Annotated in this window: 21 protein-coding genes; all 21 read left to right on the top strand. The window is 38.8% G+C overall.

The features are described 5' to 3' along the window. Positions 1–7 precede the first annotated feature (7 nt). On the top strand, positions 8–769 hold the full coding sequence (locus bhn_RS09560) for a Stp1/IreP family PP2C-type Ser/Thr phosphatase (RefSeq protein WP_071176490.1): 762 nt from the start codon (positions 8–10) through the stop codon (positions 767–769). Beyond that, positions 762–2,801 (top strand): Stk1 family PASTA domain-containing Ser/Thr kinase, encoded by a 2,040-nt coding sequence (gene pknB / locus bhn_RS09555; RefSeq protein ID WP_071176489.1) that lies wholly within the window; start codon positions 762–764, stop codon positions 2,799–2,801. The genes bhn_RS09560 and pknB overlap by 8 nt, the downstream gene beginning before the upstream one ends. Before the next feature lie 7 nt (positions 2,802–2,808). Beyond that, positions 2,809–3,726, top strand: a complete 918-nt coding sequence (gene rsgA, locus bhn_RS09550; protein ID WP_071176488.1) for a ribosome small subunit-dependent GTPase A — start codon at positions 2,809–2,811, stop codon at positions 3,724–3,726. A 22-nt stretch (positions 3,727–3,748) separates the two neighbouring features. Then, complete coding sequence (locus bhn_RS09545; protein WP_071176487.1) at positions 3,749–4,330, top strand: histidine phosphatase family protein; 582 nt, start codon at positions 3,749–3,751, stop codon at positions 4,328–4,330. Positions 4,331–4,460: 130 nt separating this feature from the next. Beyond that, complete coding sequence (locus tag bhn_RS09540) at positions 4,461–5,114, top strand: HAD-IA family hydrolase (RefSeq protein ID WP_071176486.1); 654 nt, start codon at positions 4,461–4,463, stop codon at positions 5,112–5,114. A gap of 56 nt (positions 5,115–5,170) precedes the next feature. After that, on the top strand, positions 5,171–5,770 hold the full coding sequence (locus bhn_RS09535) for a 5' nucleotidase, NT5C type (protein ID WP_071176485.1): 600 nt from the start codon (positions 5,171–5,173) through the stop codon (positions 5,768–5,770). Positions 5,771–5,827: 57 nt separating this feature from the next. Further along, on the top strand, positions 5,828–6,649 hold the full coding sequence (locus bhn_RS09530; protein WP_071176484.1) for an ornithine carbamoyltransferase: 822 nt from the start codon (positions 5,828–5,830) through the stop codon (positions 6,647–6,649). A gap of 450 nt (positions 6,650–7,099) precedes the next feature. After that, entirely contained in the window at positions 7,100–7,537 is a 438-nt protein-coding gene (locus bhn_RS09525) for a cytidine deaminase family protein (protein WP_071176483.1), read from the top strand. A 143-nt stretch (positions 7,538–7,680) separates the two neighbouring features. Further along, on the top strand, positions 7,681–8,301 hold the full coding sequence (locus tag bhn_RS09520) for a DUF4309 domain-containing protein (RefSeq protein WP_071176482.1): 621 nt from the start codon (positions 7,681–7,683) through the stop codon (positions 8,299–8,301). 140 nt (positions 8,302–8,441) lie between these two features. After that, on the top strand, positions 8,442–9,059 hold the full coding sequence (locus bhn_RS09515; protein ID WP_071176481.1) for a class I SAM-dependent methyltransferase: 618 nt from the start codon (positions 8,442–8,444) through the stop codon (positions 9,057–9,059). A 56-nt stretch (positions 9,060–9,115) separates the two neighbouring features. Continuing rightward, complete coding sequence (locus tag bhn_RS09510; protein ID WP_071176480.1) at positions 9,116–9,367, top strand: TIGR04076 family protein; 252 nt, start codon at positions 9,116–9,118, stop codon at positions 9,365–9,367. A gap of 16 nt (positions 9,368–9,383) precedes the next feature. Next, positions 9,384–9,920, top strand: coding sequence for a histidine phosphatase family protein (locus bhn_RS09505; protein ID WP_071176479.1), 537 nt, complete (start codon positions 9,384–9,386; stop codon positions 9,918–9,920). 11 nt (positions 9,921–9,931) lie between these two features. Next, complete coding sequence (locus tag bhn_RS09500) at positions 9,932–10,315, top strand: VOC family protein (protein ID WP_071176478.1); 384 nt, start codon at positions 9,932–9,934, stop codon at positions 10,313–10,315. Positions 10,316–10,368: 53 nt separating this feature from the next. Continuing rightward, entirely contained in the window at positions 10,369–11,247 is an 879-nt protein-coding gene (locus bhn_RS09495; RefSeq protein WP_161487317.1) for an alpha/beta fold hydrolase, read from the top strand. A gap of 48 nt (positions 11,248–11,295) precedes the next feature. Next, positions 11,296–11,892 (top strand): DUF1349 domain-containing protein, encoded by a 597-nt coding sequence (locus bhn_RS09490; RefSeq protein ID WP_071176476.1) that lies wholly within the window; start codon positions 11,296–11,298, stop codon positions 11,890–11,892. Positions 11,893–11,990: 98 nt separating this feature from the next. Then, a complete protein-coding gene (locus tag bhn_RS09485) occupies positions 11,991–12,587 on the top strand; it encodes a histidine phosphatase family protein (protein WP_071176475.1) in 597 nt (198 codons plus the stop codon). A gap of 89 nt (positions 12,588–12,676) precedes the next feature. Then, positions 12,677–13,543 (top strand): NAD-dependent epimerase/dehydratase family protein, encoded by an 867-nt coding sequence (locus tag bhn_RS09480; protein ID WP_071176474.1) that lies wholly within the window; start codon positions 12,677–12,679, stop codon positions 13,541–13,543. 46 nt (positions 13,544–13,589) lie between these two features. Beyond that, entirely contained in the window at positions 13,590–14,036 is a 447-nt protein-coding gene (locus bhn_RS09475) for a C15 family peptidase (protein ID WP_071176473.1), read from the top strand. A gap of 192 nt (positions 14,037–14,228) precedes the next feature. Continuing rightward, complete coding sequence (locus tag bhn_RS09470) at positions 14,229–15,419, top strand: ATP-binding protein (protein ID WP_071176472.1); 1,191 nt, start codon at positions 14,229–14,231, stop codon at positions 15,417–15,419. A 54-nt stretch (positions 15,420–15,473) separates the two neighbouring features. Further along, the gene (locus bhn_RS09465; protein ID WP_071176471.1) at positions 15,474–16,037 is read left to right on the top strand and encodes a histidine phosphatase family protein; all 564 of its coding nucleotides are present in this window, start codon (positions 15,474–15,476) and stop codon (positions 16,035–16,037) included. Between the two features lie 83 nt (positions 16,038–16,120). Then, positions 16,121–17,323 (top strand): MFS transporter, encoded by a 1,203-nt coding sequence (locus bhn_RS09460; RefSeq protein WP_071176470.1) that lies wholly within the window; start codon positions 16,121–16,123, stop codon positions 17,321–17,323. Positions 17,324–17,404: the final 81 nt, after the last annotated feature.

Raw genomic sequence — 17,404 nt, 5'->3', positions numbered from 1 at the left:
GCAAGATTTGTTAAAAACGTTTTCTATAACGGATATAGGTAAAAAACGAAAACTGAATCAAGATTACGTTTTTTCATCCGATAGAAAGATAGGTAATCTTTCAAATGTATTTATTGTTGCTGATGGCATGGGCGGTCATAATGCCGGCGATTATGCTTCACGCTTTACAGTAGATACTATGGTTGAGGAAATCGAGAAGTCTTTTGAGCAAAGCCCTGTTAAGATCCTTGAGAATTCTATCAAGATCGCTAACCGCAAACTCAGAGAAAAGGCTTCTGAGAACCCTAGCCTATTCGGAATGGGAACCACTGTTGTAGCGTGTACAGTGCTTGGAAGATTTTTGCAGGTTGCAAATGTCGGAGATTCCAGGCTCTATGTCATAAATGACAAGATAACACAGATTACCAGAGATCACTCTTTGGTAGAGGAAATGGTCAGGATGGGCGGAATTGATAGAGAGACTGCAAGAACTCATCTTGACAAGAACATTATTACCAGGGCAATCGGTGCCACAGATACGGTAGACATCGACTTTTTTAACGTGGAATTAAAACGTGGGGACATTGTTCTCATGTGCTCTGACGGACTTACCAATATGCTTGAAGATGAAGAGATCAGAGAGATAGTAAGCGGTCAGAAAGATATTATAGAGAAGGCCCAAAAACTTGTTGTGGCAGCTAATAACAACGGAGGCAAGGATAATATAGCTGTTATCCTGATAGAGCCCTTTGCAGAAGAACTGACACACGATGGAGGACTGAATGATTAAGATAGGAATGGTGATCGGCGATCGCTATGAAGTGCTTGAGAAGATCGGCACTGGCGGAATGTCCGATGTATATAAAGCAAAAGATCATAAACTTAATAGACTTGTTGCTGTGAAGGTACTCAAACAGGAATTCTCAGAGAACGAGAATTTTGTTTCTAAGTTCCGAGTTGAGGCCCAGTCTACAGCTGGACTTATGCATCCAAACATTGTTAATGTATATGATGTAGGCGATGAAGACGGTGTTAACTACATCGTTATGGAGCTTGTTGATGGTATCACTCTCAAAAAGTATATTGAGAAAAAGGTACGTCTTTCTGTTAAGGAAGCAGTCAGCATAGCTATTCAGGTAGCTATGGGACTTGAGGCAGCTCATAACAACAACATCATTCACAGAGATATCAAGCCACAGAACATTATGATCTCTAAGGATGGTAAGGTTAAGGTAACAGACTTTGGTATTGCCAAGGCTGCAACCAGCAACACTATCACATCCAATGTAATGGGATCTGTGCATTACACTTCTCCAGAGCAGGCAAGAGGTGGATACAGTGATGCCAAGAGTGATATCTATTCACTTGGTATTACACTTTTCGAGATGCTTACTGGAAGAGTACCATTTAATGGCGATACAACAGTAGCTATTGCTATCAAGCATATTCAGGAAGAACTTCCAACTCCTTCGGATTACAACGAGGATATTCCTATCAGTGTTGAGAAGATCGTGCTTAAGTGCTGTCAAAAGAGTCCTGACAGGAGATATCAGAGTGCTGCCGAGCTTATCACAGACCTCAAGAAGTCACTTATCACCCCTGATAAGGATTTCGTTTCTCTTGTTGATCCTGATGAAGAGGGTGCTACAAGAGTAGCTTCTGATGAGGAACTTAGCTCAGTTAAGGGCGGTACAGGCAAGATGTCTGATACTGAGCAGATGCGTCTTAATCGTGATTTCTCAAGAGATTACGATAAGGGCAAGAGACATGATGATTATGATAGAGATCATAAGAGACCTAGACGAGATTACGACGAATATGATGATGATGACGATTTCTACTATGAGCAGAATAGAAGGAGAGGCTCATCATCTAAAGATAATAAACAGGAACCATCCAAGATCGAGAAGATGACAATAGTCATGGCTATTGTTTCTGCTGTACTTATTGGATTTATCGTTATCATCCTTATTGCTAAAGGCATGGGATTATTTGGTTCCTCTGATGCAAGTGCAGACGCTTCCAGTGCAGCTTCTTCATTAACTACTGAGGAATCAGCAGATGGAATCGAGATTCCAAATGTAACTGGTAAGTCTTATGCAGAAGCTAAGTCACTTCTTAGCGAAAAAGGTTTTGCAGTAGAAAAAGCTGATGATACATCTAATACAGCAGCTAAGGATACAGTAGTATCTACTAATCCTGCCGCAGGAAGTAGAGCTGCTAGTGGTTCAAAGATCACAGTTTACATCAGTAACGGATCTAACTATACAGCTTCAGCTTCTGCTGAGGTTTCAAATGCCAAGGCAGACGGACAGGTAACTGTTCCAAATATCATTGGTATGACTTCAGAGGATGCTGTTATCACTCTTGTAGAGTCTGGCCTTGTGGCTGGAACAATTGTTGAGACCAACAATGAGGATTCGAATCTTACAGGTCTTATCTGTGCACAGAGTATTGCCGTTGGCACATCTGTTTCTGAGGGAACTGTTATCAATATGGAGCTTTCTATTGGACCTGCCAGCGTAACTTATAGCTATTCAGCAGATATTACAGCTCCAACAGAAGGAGAAAACTTCACCTTTGGAATCCCTGTTAAGGTAACCTTGGTAACATCTGATGGAACAACACTTCTTAGCACAACAACATCAGATTTCCCGGTTCAGGCTACATACAAGGGAATTACTTCTCCTACAGGAACATTAACATTTGTTTATACTGCAACAACTCCTACAACCACCAATCCTGAGACTGGTGAGACTTCTGGAGGACAGGCTGTAGAGTATACAGTCACAAGAGCAGTAACATTTAATCAGGAGAACTGATCATTTAATGCAGGGAAAGATATTAAAGGGAATTGCCGGGTTTTACTACATAGAAACCTCCGATGAGAAAATCTATGAATGTAAGGCAAAAGGCATCTTTAGAAAAGATAATATTAAACCTATGGTAGGAGATGATGTTGAAATAGACATCATTGATGAAGAAAAACAGATAGGTAATATCATCAGGATCCTACCTAGAAGAGCTCAGTTACTTAGACCGCCTGTTGCCAACGTGGATCAGGCGGTTATTTTGTTTGCCATTGTCAAGCCAGATCCAAATTACAACCTTTTGGACAGGTTCCTTATCATGATGAGGCAGCAGAATCTTCCTGTTATCATCTGCTTTAATAAACAGGACATAGCATCCGAGGAAGAGAAGCAGAAACTCACAGAGAGTTATGAGAATTGTGGATACAAGGTTCTTTTCATAAGCGTCAAAGAGGATAAAGGTCTTGATGAGCTTAAGGCACTATTAAAGGGTAAGACTACAACTCTTGCAGGTCCAAGCGGTGTTGGCAAGTCATCTCTTTTAAATAAGCTTGTTCCTGATGCAGATATGCAGATAGGTGAGCTTAGCCGCAAGATAGAAAGGGGCAAGAATACCACAAGGCATTCAGAACTATTTTTCGTAAAAGAGCTATCGGATGAAGGCTTTGATACCTTTATCATCGATACTCCTGGTTTTACATCTCTTGAGCTTAGGAATGTATCAGTTGATACTCTTATGCAGTATTATCCAGAATTTGAAGATTATGAACCGGAGTGTAGATTTGGCGGCTGTTCTCATATTGCAGAGCCAGACTGCGGCGTTAAGAATGCTCTTGAAAAAGGTCTTATTTCTAAAGTACGTTACGATAACTACAAGCTTTTATACGAAGAACTTAGGAACATGAGACCTGTTTATACCAAGAAGCCTAAAAGATAAACTGAAGTGACGGAGTAATCCTATGAAGATATATGTAACCAGACACGGACAGACAGATTATAATGCGGCAAAGCTCATGCAGGGCCAAATAGATATTCCTCTTAATGAAAAAGGAAAGAGCCAGGCTAGAGCCGTAGGAGAAAAATTAGCAGGTGTTAAGTTTGATAAGGTATTTGCTTCAACACTTGGAAGAGCAGTTACTACAGCTTCACTTATTTCTGGAGTTCCAGAAGATGAAGTTGTTAAGGATGAAAGAATAATCGAGGCAGCCTTCGGTGATTTTGAGGGTGTTGGTTACTTTAAAGTAAGCATACCGATGTTTCTTTATTGGGGATTTCCAGAGATTTTCCCATGCCCAAAGAAAAATGGCGTAGAAGATATTCCTTCTATGGTATCAAGGATTAATTCATTTCTTTCTGAGCTTGAGAAACAGAACTACGAAAACGTACTCCTTGTGTGCCACGGCGGTATCATAAGGGTAATACGTGGATACCTAGAAGATTCTAAAAAAGGCTTTATATGGCGTCCAAGACCAAAAAACTGCGAAGTATTTGTATATGAGTCAGTTGATGGCAAACACAAACTTGTTGAAGACATAAAGTGAGCCATAGGGACGGGGTTTGTGGCTCATTGTAAGCTAATGAATGTAGAAGCAGGTCCTAATTGAATTTAGGACCTGCTTTTTAACTTTAGTGTGTTATACTGTTGTAAATTGGCTAACTCGGAGGGAGTGTATGAAAAAAATCTATGACTATGTCTTTTTTGATCTGGATGGAACACTTACAGATTCAGGACCCGGTATATTAAACGGCTTTGCCTATGCCATAAAGGAGATGGGCGGTGAGGTCCCTGATAGAGAGTTCCTTAAAAGATTTGTAGGACCACCACTTAAGCACTCTTTTGGCGCGATCCTTGGATATTCCCCTGAAGATACAGATAAAGCAATAAAAATATATAGAGACTATTACCACAACAAGGGCGGCTTACTTGAAAACACGGTTTATCCCGGTATTGAAGATCTCCTTGCAGATTTAACGAACGCTGGCAAGAAACTCGTTGTTGCAACTTCCAAGAATGCCTTTGGAACCAATAAAGTGTTAGAGCACTTTGGACTCATTAAATACTTCGATTTTGTGGCTACTTCTGACGATGAACTTAGACCTGAAAAAATAGATGTCATCAGGTACGCCCTCAAAGAGTGCAGCGTTACTGATCTTTCAACCGTAGTAATGGTCGGTGATAGAGAAAATGATATTTTGGCGGCAAAAGAGCTGGGAATGGATTCTATAGGTGTTCTTTACGGATATGGGGATGAAAAAGAGCTGACTGATGCGGGAGCTGTATATCTTGCTAAGAAGCCAGAAGATGTTAAGGCACTTATAGTATAGGGAAAAGTGGACAGAAGGTGTTAAGGTACTTATAGCATAAGAAAAAGGGGAAAGAAATGAAATTTTACGTTGATTTTGATGACTGTCTTTGCGAGACAGCTAAATCATTTACAGTAATAGCAAAAGAACTGTTTAATAGGGATGTTCCATATGAGAAGGTTAGATTCTTTAACCTTCAGAAGTCTTTTGACCTTAATGATGAAGAGTATGAAAAACTCATGCTTGAAGGTCATAAGCCAGAAGTTCTTTTATCCTATAAGGAGACGCCAGGGGCTTCTGAAACAATAAATGAGTGGATAGATGCTGGTCATGAAGTTTATATCATAACCGGGCGTCCATTTAGTGCCTATGATGCTTCTAGACAGTGGCTTGATGAGCACAATCTAAAGAGAGTGACTCTGTATTCTCTTGATAAATACGGAAGAGACTCTTTTATCAAGAATAGTAAGTTTAACCTTTCATTAGATGATTATTACAAGATGAAGTTTGATTATGCAGTAGAGGATTCTCCTATGGCTTTCAAGTTCTTTGATCATCTTCCTGACCTGAAGGTCATGGTCTTTGACAGGCCTTGGAATAGGGACGCAGAATTCCCTGGAGATAACTTTACTCGCTGCGTAGACTGGAAATACATACGAGAACAGGTCCGAAAATGAGCCCTAGGGACGGAGATTAGGGCTCATTTTCGATACAAGCCTACTAGGAGATTAGACATGAAATCCTTTATTAGACTTACAGATTTTACTAAGGAAGAATTATTTGAGATATTTAGGATTGCTGATTCAATTGAGGAGTACTCTGACTTTTTGAAGGGAAAGACAGTAGTTATGTTCTTTCCGGCATCCAGTATCAGAACCAGAGTATCTTTTGAAAAAGGAATATATCTTCTAGGTGGACAATCCATTCTTTTTGATCCGACTGCTCTGGATAAGAAGGAGGATATTCGCGATGTTTGTGGATATCTTCAGAACTGGGCCGATGCGGTCATTGTAAGGCACAAAGATATTCATTTGCTTCAGAAAATGTCTGAGTCTATGAAGGTTCCTGTTATCAATGCCCTTACTGATGATAACCATCCATGTGAGATGATGGCGGATCTGTATGCGCTTTCTAAGAAAAGAACGGATTATCTTAAGGACAGATATCTTTTCGTGGGTGCTGATGGGAACATAGGTAGAGCATGGAAAGAGGCAGCAGATGCCTTCGGCTTTTCTTTTACCCAGGCCTGCCCTGATGGGTACTGCATTCCTGGAGCAGAGTGTGTTAGCAGTCTTGAAGATGCAATCCTAGGAAAAGACATAATATGTACCGACTCGCATCCAAAAGATGAGCTTGATGACTTTAAAGATTATCAGATCACAAGAGAGATTATGAGTTTGGCAAATGCGGGTGCTATCTTAAATCCTTGTCCGCCTTTCTACAGAGGCGAAGAGGTGACAGGAGACGTGATCGATTCTGATTTCTTTGTAGGATATGATTTCAAGAAAGATTTACTTAAAGTCCAGCAGGGGATAATGATCTATTGTATGGGATAGTAATACCAAATTACGAAATGAAAGGGTATGGTACTATCTGATTTGATTGCGGTGGTACCAAAGAGTCTGATAAGTTGGAAATGATATTACTTGAATTTCTTGCGATAATACCAAAGAAGAAAAATAAGCAGAAATGATATTACAGGAATTTTATAGGGTAATACCAAAGAGATAAAGAGGTAGTAAATGATATTACTTGAATTTCTTGCGGTAATACTAAACAAATAAAAAAGTTATAAATGATATTACAGGAATAGAATACGGTAATACCAAAGAAGAAAAATAAGCAGAAGTGGTATTATTGAAATTTTTTTGGCTGATACCAAAAAATGAAAAAATACCAGAATGGTATTACTGAAGAAAAATGAAGTAATACCAAAAGCTAGAATTATTCTGAAATGGTTAGAAAACAGTTTACTTAAAAAACAAATTTAGAATATAGGAGAAATTATGGATATTTGGGAAAAAATGTATGAAAAGGCAAAGGTGCAGTACCATCCTGAGGATGTGTCACCTTTCATATATGCACACAATGTTGTTTGTGCCATAGAAGCTGAAAATGGTGAGATCTATACCGGATTTTGCATCGAGAGTTGTAGCGGTGTAATGGACCTGTGCGCAGACAGAATGGCAGCTCTTAACATGTACGCTAGCAGCGGCCAGACAAAGGTTAAGAGATTTATAGCTTTTCGTGACAAGGCTCCAAATGGTGGAGGAAGCGGCATGCCATGTGGCGCATGTAGAGAGTTTTATTATCAGCTTGATGAAGCCAATGAAGATATGGAAATTCTAGTTGATTATGAAACTAGAGAGACCATCACGTTAAAAGAGCTGTTGCCAAACTGGTGGGGGAAAGAGCGCTACGCAGAAGCAAAGAAAAATAATTAAATAGGATATATAAAAAGCTTGTAGTCTACATGCATGACTACAAGCTTTTTTGTAGAGAAAAGATGTTGACATAATAAAAAGATGGTGTTACAACTGTATTACTACGTGTAGTACACTAATCAATACAGCGAGGAGAGACAAAAATGAAAAAGAAACTTATAACACTTATTTTAACAATGACAATGGGCTTATCTGTTGTAGCTTGTGCTAAGACAGAAAGTACTGGTAGCAATAACAATGATTCTGAGGTATTTTCAGAGGCTGAGTCTTTTGAGACTATTTCAGAGGATAACGGATCTAATGAAACAGAAGGTAATGAAGAAGGTGGCGCTAGAGTTATCGATGCAGACGACAACATGTTAGAGACTACTGTTGAGAATCCAAATGAAGGAATCAGCTTTTCAATCTTAGATGATGGCAAGACTGTTCTTGAAAAGCTTGGAGATCCTGCAAGCGAGACAGAAAGCGGTGACTTCTTTACAAACACTTATTACAGCTCTGCAGAAGTAACTTACAGCAAAGACGGCGATAAGGTAGAAATCATTGAGTTCAAGAGCTACAGCGACGCATGGAAGACAAGCAAAGGTATTACAATAGGATCTACATATGATGAGATCGTAAATGCTTATGGCGAGCCATCAACTGAATCCAAAGAGGGAGAGCATTGCCTGAACTATTTCTATGAGGATGGCTTTAGCATTTCCTTCACACTTAACGATAACAACGAAGTGACTTACTTCGTTATGGTTCTTGGACGCGGCTGATAGAACGTTAAACAATAAAAAATAATCGCATAGAAAGAGACTTTATCAAGGTAATTCTTTGAAAAGTCTCTTTTTTTACTATATCTTGATGTGTTATCATCTTGAATATGTAGATAACCAAGGTATATGGGGGAAGAGATATGAACCCATGGAAAGAAATCAGTTTATCTGATTATGAAAATCATATGAGCCTTGATTCAGTCAAACAGCTTCAGGCTATGAACGTAATGATGAAGAAGCAGTTTGAAGCTTATCCGGTAGACACTGCGATGGTGTTTGGTATTGCGGGTGGAAATGGCTTGGAGCATGTGAATCAGGAGAAGTATAAGAAAATTTACGGAATAGATATTAACGAAGAATATCTTGCTGCAGTAAAAGAGCGATATTCTGACATGAAAGATATTCTCGAATGCCGCATAGTTGACCTTCTAGGAAGTATCGTGGCATTACCTAAGGCAGAACTTGTTATAGCAAATTTGTTTATTGAATATGTAGGATACGAAGCTTTTACGAAAGCTATTTTGAAATCTGAAGCAAAGTATGTTTCTTGCATCATTCAGATAAATTTAGATGAATCAACCTGGGTTTCTGATTCACCATACCTTCACTCTTTTGATGGTCTTGATGAAGTTCATCATCAGATGGAAGAAAAAGCGCTAATGCAAGCGATGGAAGGAATCGGGTACGAACATATAAAAACTGAGGAGTTCTCACTTCCTAATGGAAAGAAACTTGTTATGCTTGATTTTGAAAGGTAAGTAGTTTTAGAAGTGACAACATAGTATAGACATCGTAGGAGATTAAGGAGACTAAAATGAGTTACACAGACAAGAAAGTTAAAGTTACAGTAATAGAGAGCAAGTGCCCCAAATACAAAGTGGGTGACGTTATCTGTTTTGAAGGAAGTATGCTAGATAAAGAACATAGCGACAACGTATGTATGGTAGCTATGAATGCAATCTATCCATTTATCTATGCTTTTCGTAGAGGTGGAGACTTAAAGAAAGGTCCATATCAATGTGTGGATTGCAACGAAGCAGTAGTATTTGAGATTGAAAGTATGTAGTTTAAAAGGAGATTATATGGATCATTTTTATTTCATCAGACACGGGGAAACTGTTTGGAATGTTGAAAATAAGATCTGCGGAGCAACAGATATAGAGCTTACTCAGAAAGGCCACGAGCAGGCAATAGAGACAGGAAAAAAGATATTGGAACAGGGAATTACTGCTGATGTTATCTTGACGTCACCACTTGTAAGAGCAAAAGAAACAGCAAGACATATTTCTGAGATAACAGGAATTCCTATGGAAGTAGAGCCAAGACTTACTGAGCAGAATTTTGGCAGATATGAGTCTACTCCAAGAGATGGCGCAGAGTTCCATGAAGCCAAAAAAGATATGGCAAGCAGATTTGGAACAGGTGAATCTATGCTGCATCTGGCTCAGAGGATATACAATCTTCTAGATGATATAAAGGTTGGAGATAGAGAAGTAATCCTAGTGGCACATAACGGTATCACTAGAATGGTGGAGTCCTACTTTAGGGAAATGACTAACGAAGAGTTTTCTTCATGTGGTATAAAGAACTGCGAGATCAAAAGATATAGTTTCGACTAATTGGGGGTCATATGCGAATAGAACATGTTGCAATGAACGTTAATGATCTAGAAAAAGCCAGAGACTTCTTTGTGAGCTTTCTTGGAGGCAGATCAAACGATGGTTATCACAATGTAAAAACAGGCTTCAGGTCCTACTTTATCTCTTTTGATGACGGAGCAAGACTTGAGATAATGAATAAGCCTGAGCTGGCAGATCCAGAAAAAGAGCTGAATCGTACTGGACTTATCCATATTGCCTTCTCTGTGGGGAGCAAAGAGCGTGTTGATGAGCTGACTAAAACCTTGGAATCTGCTGGATATCAGGTTGTTAGTGGACCTCGTACCACAGGAGACGGGTACTACGAGAGCTGCGTAGTTGTGATCGAAGGCAATCAGATAGAGATCACTGTCTGAAAAATTGAGTTTAGCAAGGATATTTAATTTCAGGATAATTCATCATGAGCAGTGTGAAAAACGGAAAGTTTGTTTATAAAAATGAAGACAGCATGAAGAAGATGAATGAGTTTTACGATAAGACTCTTGTATCCCTTGAGGTACCATATTCGGAAGATTATTTTGATACATCTTTCGGTCAAACTCATTGTCTTCTCGTCGGTGATCCGGAAAAGCCAAGGATATGCACAATACATGGGGGAAATGGAATCACAACACTGAATCTGAAACTGTTTCTTCCGTTGCTTCAAGAATACAGTATCATTGCTCCGGATGTGATCGGGATGCCTGGGAAAAGTGATCCATACAGGAATATAAGCAGCAAGAAGGATGAGTACGGACTGTGGATCAAGGAAGTACTGGATCACTATAAGGAAGAACGAATATCCTTTGTCGTGTCTTCCTATAGTTCTGCCATGTTCCTTTCTTTTGCTAAGAGGTATCCGGAGATGGTTCAAAGTGCCTTACTTCTGGTCCCGTCTGGAATAGCCCATGGCCCGATACTGCCTATGATGGGCAAGATGGTCGTTCCGTTTATGAAATACTTTTTTTACCCTTCTGAGAAAACACTTGATGCGGTGATTGAATCTATGGGCGGAAAAGGTGATCCGGTATGGAGAGAATTCTTCGATATTATGATGTCATCTTATAAGATGGAGATGAGGCCACCCAGGGAATATAAAAAGAAAGAAATGATATCGTTTACATCTCCGCTTCTGATAATCGCATCGGAAAATGACATATTCTTTCCGGCAAGCAGAGTATTCTGTAAAGCAAGAGAAATCTTTGCAGGACCCGTTACTACAGTTGAGATAGACAGTAAACACTTACCATCAGAAGAAACGATGATCGATGTATGTAAACGGACGAAGGAATTCTTTAAGAATGCGTAACGGAAATAACTTACAGCATAACATACTAAGAAGAAAGAGGAGTACGCGATGATTGAAAAGATGAAATGGACAAGAACTCCGAGAGTGTTTGTTCTTAACGAGGACAGAATAGAAATTACAACAGAACCGCATACGGATCTCTGGCAAAGGACATACTATCATTTCCAAAATGATAATGCACCTGTGTTACAGATGGAGACGGAAGAGAAGTTTTTTTCATTCGTTGTGAAGACTGATTTTTCAGAGAGCCATCATCGCTTCGACCAGTGCGGGATAGTTATGTATCTTGACTCTGAGAATTGGCTGAAAGCATCCGTGGAATATGAAAATGATAAGTTTCAGCATCTGGGATCTGTTGTGACCAATCACGGATATTCAGATTGGGCAACAACTGCGATTCCAGCTGATGTGAAGAACATGTGGTATCGGTTTAGTCGCAGGGAAGATGATTATTGCATCGAGTGCTCCGAGGATGGCGTGTTTTTCTCACAAATGCGTGTATGCCATGTGTGGAAGGGTGCAGGAAAAATCCGCTTTGGTATTTATGCCTGTAGCCCGGAGAATTCATCTTTTAAGGCGGTGTTTACTGATTTGAAGATTACGGAGTGTGCCTGGAAGGCGCATGACGGTCAGCAACCGGACTGACGGGAAGGATGATAAACCTGAATGGAACTGAAGAAAATTGGACATCAAACGCCATTCTGTGTGATAGACAATAAGTGTACTAAGGGTGAGGACGTATTGTGAAGATATATTTTGCGAGGCATGGACAAACAGATTGGAATATATTAGGAAAAGTTCAAGGTACGACTGATATTCCTTTGAATGAGAATGGAATAGCGCAGGCGCAACTTCTTTGCAAGAATCTTGAAGATAGAGATATTTCTTTTGAAAAGATATACACCAGCTATCAGGCTAGAGCTGTAAAAACTGCGCAGATAATAGATGAACACTTCCATACAGGGTATGAGATAGTTAGAGGCTTGGAAGAAATGAATCTGGGATTGTTTGAAGGGCATACCTGGGATGAGATTCTTTCTTTATATGATGAAGAGCATAAGCTGTGGCTTTCAAATAAGAGATATAATTGCACCCCTGACGGCGAATCATATCAAATGGTTATGGAAAGACTGTTTAAAGCACTTGATTATATTCTTGGTCAGCACAACACTTCTTCAGATAGGGACCTCCTGATAATATCACACGGAGCTGTAATCATGACGCTTCTTGCTATGAAAAGAAATATACCATTTGAGGAGTCGCATACGATAGAGGTTGATAATGCATCGCCTATAGAATTCAGTATCGAGGAACTGAAAGATATAAGAACACGGCTTTAATGGAGATGGTATGACTAGGATTATGATAAAGATGTTTAAAATTGCAGTATTACACACAATAGAAAAACGGGATTGAATGGGGGATGAGTATGAAAATACTTGTTGTTGGTGGAACGCGTTATTTTGGAATACCTATGGTTAATGCCTTGCTTCATAATGGGCATGAAATAACTATTGCAACAAGAGGTAATTCCAAGCCTAACTTTTATGGTTCTGTAGAATATGTTGTTGTGGATAGGATGAGTTCTGCAAGTGTTAAAGAGGCATTGGGTGGAAGACATTTTGATTTGATAATAGATAAGATTGCCTATAGCTCCAATGATGTTAAGACACTTTTGGAAAACGTAAGCTGTGACAGATATATACAGATGTCTACATGCTCTGTTTATCCTAAAGAACATGCTGATATTACGGAAGATGAATTTAAACCTGAAGAATATGAACTTCACTGGATAGACAGAATCGAGAATTATGAAGAAACCAAGAGGCAGGCGGAAAGAGCAGTGTTTGAGTTCATGAATCCTGACAATATTTCTTTTGTTAGATATCCAATTGTCATGGGGGAGAATGATTATACAGGCAGACTGGATTTCTACATTGAGCATATCAGAGATCAGAAACCGATGAATATTGATGATATTGATACTAAGATGGCATTCATATACGAGAAAGATGCTGGTGATTTTATTGCATATTTTGCGGAACACTTTGTTCCAGGACCAATAAATGGATGTTCAAAAGAAGCGGTCAAGATATCAGATATAATTGAGTACATAGAAAAACGTCTTGGGAAGAAAGCTGTGATTAGTCAGACGGGGGATAATGCCCCATATAATGGAATTGAAGATACACTCAGTTTTAGCACTGAAAAGGCTGAATCAATTGGTTATAGATTCCGTGAGCTTAAAGAATGGCTGTACCCGTTGATTGACTTCAGGACGGCAACATCAAATTAGTTTTATATTCCAGTTTTGTAGACGATTCATAAATGAAGGATATAATATGGAGAGAATTCTTTTTGTTGGATTTAAAGGGAAAAATAATGCTTCCGGCAAATTGGTAGAATTGATTTCGCATGAACATATACTCTTGACTAATTCTTTTGGCGGGATACAAAAGGATATCTATTCAATTACTAACGACTATGAATATATAGTGATGTTTGGCGTGGACAAGTATTTGACATCCACAGTAAGAATCGAGGAGTCTGCAGCTAAGGACAATACAAGAGTTTATTCAAATCTCAAAATATCTAAGCTTGCTAAATCGCTAATGGATACCGGAGTAGAGGCGGAGATATCGGATAATCCTCAAAATAGCCTGTGTAATGAAGCATATTGGTATGGGCTTACTAGATTTGACGGAAGAGCTGTCTTTATTCATATTCCGACGGTCAAGTATGCAGATGAAAATTTTCTCAACAAAATGAAGTCTGCGTTTGGAAGATAAATCGGAAGTTAATCGCATAAATTCAAGTTTGTCGATCTAATTGAATATTGAACGTTATATAGCAGTTATCTCAAATTGAGGTAGCTGCTCTTTTTGTATTTTCGAAAAAGAGAAATATTGTAAGTTTTGAAAGTGGATGATACAATGATTTCAAAAGTGAAAAGAAATTGAAGTTTTGAAAGCGGGTTTTATATGAAGATTATTGAAAGAAAAAATTATTTGAATAGACTCATTCGATTAAAGGATACTCCTGATATAAAGATAATAACAGGATTGAGACGTTCTGGAAAGTCTGAGTTGGTGCGAGCATATATGGAACTAATACGCACAAACGAAGATACAAATATAATATACGTTGATTTTGCAGATTTAAAATTCGATGATTTAAAAACATATAAGGAACTCTATAATTTTTGCGAAGGACAATACATTGATGGTAAAACAAATGTCGTTGTTGTAGATGAAGTTCAAATGTGTGAAAAATTTGAGCTTGCTATCAATAGTTTATATAACAGCCGAAAATATGATATCTATATTACAGGTTCCAATGCATTTTTGTTAAGCTCAGATTTATCGACGTTATTTACTGGGAGATTTATAGAAATTCCTGTTTATCCATTTAGTTTTGCTGAATATTGTGAGTACTATGGATATGATTCTAATACAGCAAATGTATTGGATTTATATGTTATGAGTGGTGGTTTATCTGGGGCATACGTATACAGCGAAAAAGAGGATCAGGCATCATATATAAAGGATGTTTACACTACAATTATAAAACGTGATCTTGTAGATAAGTATGGTATTAAGGAAGAGGCACTTTTGGATTCTTTAACAGATTATATGATGGATAATATTTCCAATCTGACATCTGCTAGTAAGATTAGTAATGTTTTTAAGCAAAATAAGGTTGAGACGAATCATATAACAATAGGAAATTATATGAAGTATCTCTGCAGTGCATTTATGTTCTACAAAGTAAAACGATACGACATTCGTGGAAAAAAGTATTTAGAAACATCAGATAAATACTATCTTAGCGATTTAGGATTTAGATATGCAATGCTTGGAACAAGAAATATGGATTATGGACGAGCATATGAAAATATAGTTGCCTTAGAATTACTCAGGAGGGGCTACGAGATTTATGTTGGTAAGTTGTATCAGAAGGAGATAGATTTTGTAGCTATGAAACAAAATGAGAAGCTGTATATCCAAGTATCAGATAATATTTCTGATTCAGATACATTGGAAAGAGAACTGTCTCCACTAAGAGCGATAAAAGATGCATATCCTAAGATTTTGATAGCGAATACAAAGCATGATGACTATGACATAGAAGGAATAAAAGTACTAGATTTAACTAATTGGTTAATGAGATAAATCGGAATTTTTAGAGGCAAATTGTATTTCAGCATAAATTACTAAGGGGATAAAATGACAAAAGTATTTTTTGTAAGGCATGCAGAGCCCAATTATGAAAATCATGATGACAGAATTCGTGAGTTGAGTCCTCGTGGAATGGAAGATAGGAAAAAAGTTACAGCGTTTTTAGCTGATAAAAACATAGATATAGTTGTTTCAAGCCCATTTAAGAGAGCTGTTGATACAGTTAAGGATTTTGCAGATAAAAATGGAATGATTGTTGAGATAGTTGAGGATTTTAGAGAGAGAAAGGTCGATAGTGGTTGGATAGAAGATTTTACTTCTTTTTCCAAAAAGCAATGGAGCGATTTTTCTTTCAAGTTATCAGATGGAGAGTGTCTTAAAGAAGTTCAGGATAGAAATATATCTGCGCTTAATATTGTTCTGGAGCAGTATTCAGGGAAAAATATAGTAGTTGGAAGTCATGGTACAGCATTAAGCACCATCATAAATTATTATGATAAATCTTTTGGCTATGATGATTTTGAAAACATAAGATTTCTGATGCCATGGATTGTGGAATTTAGTTTTGATGAGTTAGGAAATTGTACAGGTATCAAACGTCATTCTGTTTGATTGAAATAAGTGTACTAAGGATGTGGAATATTTTATATTACAGTTTTATAGACGATGACAAATCGGGATTAGTGGAGTAGAACATGGATAAAAAAAGGGCTTTGTCTGGCGCCATAATATTTATAACCCTGATGGGAATCGTAAGTCTGTTTTCGGACATGACTCATGAAGGCGCCAGAAGCATATTGGGCGAATATCTGAACCTCGCAGGGGCATCCGCTGCAACCATCGGATTTGTGTCCGGTATAGGAGAATTGTGCGGGTATTCACTAAGGCTCATATCCGGATTTATAGCAGATAAAACGAAGAAATACTGGACACTTGTTATCACAGGCTATGTAATACAGGCTCTGGCGATTCCTGCACTGGCACTCGTACCTGAACATGGCTGGATTTGGGCCTGCGGTCTTGTGATCCTGGAGCGTATCGGAAAAGCGATAAAAAAGCCTGCCAAAAACACATTGGTAAGTTTTGCGGCAAGCGAGATCGGAACCGGAAAAGGCTTTGCCTATCAGGAGTTTCTGGATCAGCTTGGCGCGTTTCTCGGACCGGTACTGCTTTTTGTAACAGCTCTTGTAAAAGGTACAGACGACCTTTTTACAACGTATAGGATCTCTTTTGCGATACTGCTTGTTCCTGCAATGATCACCATAGCTCTTGTTTTGACAGCAAAGATAAGATACCCTGATCCGGAGATCTTTGAAAAGCAGGAAGATAAACCGGCAAGCTTTGAATTCAGGAAGTCATTTGTTCTGTTCATGGCGGCCATCTGCTTTTTTGCTTTTGGCTTTGCAGACTTCACCCTGATCACACTTCATTCGGCTAATACCGGAGCATTTAATGAATCCATGCTCAGCCTGCTATATGCTGGGGCAATGGCTGTGGATGCCTTTGCTGCACTATTCTTTGGCTGGCTTTATGATAAGGTCGGGCTGAAGGCTCTGATCATTTCCACACTATGCAGCACATTCTTCTCATGTTTTGTTTTTATGACTGGAAATGCCTGGTTGATCGGAGCTGGGATAATTCTGTGGGGGATTGGAATGGGTGCGCAGGAAAGTATTATGAAAGCAGCTGTCAGCGGAATCGTCCCGCGTTCCATGCGAAGCACCGGTTTCGGAATATTTGAGACAGGATTTGGTATTGCGTGGTTTCTGGGCAGTTGGCTTCTCGGTGCCCTGTATGATTTGAATCCTGTGTATCTTGTCACTGTGTCTGTGGTATCACAGTTTCTGGCGATTGCATTTTATGCTTTATGCCTCCGGTGCAATAAGACAGAGTGTTAACAATTCCAGTTTGTTGGAATGAGCATTATATCGGAAGTTAATCGCATAAATTCAAATTTATCGGGGATTTTTGATCAGCCA

It is taken from the genome of Butyrivibrio hungatei, assembly GCF_001858005.1.
Classification (GTDB): Bacteria; Bacillota; Clostridia; order Lachnospirales; family Lachnospiraceae; genus Butyrivibrio; species Butyrivibrio hungatei.
This window is presented reverse-complemented; position numbering and strand designations above follow the sequence as displayed.

Excerpts from the sequence above, each read along its gene's own strand:
- bhn_RS09530 (WP_071176484.1), top strand. The coding sequence starts at position 5,828 with ATGAAATCCTTTATTAGACTTACAGATTTTACTAAGGAAGAATTATTT.
- bhn_RS09465 (WP_071176471.1), top strand. The coding sequence starts at position 15,474 with ATGACAAAAGTATTTTTTGTAAGGCATGCAGAGCCCAATTATGAAAAT.
- bhn_RS09540 (WP_071176486.1), top strand. The coding sequence starts at position 4,461 with ATGAAAAAAATCTATGACTATGTCTTTTTTGATCTGGATGGAACACTT.
- bhn_RS09460 (WP_071176470.1), top strand. The coding sequence starts at position 16,121 with ATGGATAAAAAAAGGGCTTTGTCTGGCGCCATAATATTTATAACCCTG.
- bhn_RS09520 (WP_071176482.1), top strand. The coding sequence starts at position 7,681 with ATGAAAAAGAAACTTATAACACTTATTTTAACAATGACAATGGGCTTA.
- bhn_RS09490 (WP_071176476.1), top strand. The coding sequence starts at position 11,296 with ATGATTGAAAAGATGAAATGGACAAGAACTCCGAGAGTGTTTGTTCTT.
- bhn_RS09515 (WP_071176481.1), top strand. The coding sequence starts at position 8,442 with ATGAACCCATGGAAAGAAATCAGTTTATCTGATTATGAAAATCATATG.
- bhn_RS09475 (WP_071176473.1), top strand. The coding sequence starts at position 13,590 with ATGGAGAGAATTCTTTTTGTTGGATTTAAAGGGAAAAATAATGCTTCC.
- bhn_RS09510 (WP_071176480.1), top strand. The coding sequence starts at position 9,116 with ATGAGTTACACAGACAAGAAAGTTAAAGTTACAGTAATAGAGAGCAAG.
- bhn_RS09545 (WP_071176487.1), top strand. The coding sequence starts at position 3,749 with ATGAAGATATATGTAACCAGACACGGACAGACAGATTATAATGCGGCA.
- rsgA (WP_071176488.1), top strand. The coding sequence starts at position 2,809 with ATGCAGGGAAAGATATTAAAGGGAATTGCCGGGTTTTACTACATAGAA.
- bhn_RS09505 (WP_071176479.1), top strand. The coding sequence starts at position 9,384 with ATGGATCATTTTTATTTCATCAGACACGGGGAAACTGTTTGGAATGTT.
- bhn_RS09470 (WP_071176472.1), top strand. The coding sequence starts at position 14,229 with ATGAAGATTATTGAAAGAAAAAATTATTTGAATAGACTCATTCGATTA.
- pknB (WP_071176489.1), top strand. The coding sequence starts at position 762 with ATGATTAAGATAGGAATGGTGATCGGCGATCGCTATGAAGTGCTTGAG.
- bhn_RS09535 (WP_071176485.1), top strand. The coding sequence starts at position 5,171 with ATGAAATTTTACGTTGATTTTGATGACTGTCTTTGCGAGACAGCTAAA.
- bhn_RS09500 (WP_071176478.1), top strand. The coding sequence starts at position 9,932 with ATGCGAATAGAACATGTTGCAATGAACGTTAATGATCTAGAAAAAGCC.
- bhn_RS09525 (WP_071176483.1), top strand. The coding sequence starts at position 7,100 with ATGGATATTTGGGAAAAAATGTATGAAAAGGCAAAGGTGCAGTACCAT.
- bhn_RS09480 (WP_071176474.1), top strand. The coding sequence starts at position 12,677 with ATGAAAATACTTGTTGTTGGTGGAACGCGTTATTTTGGAATACCTATG.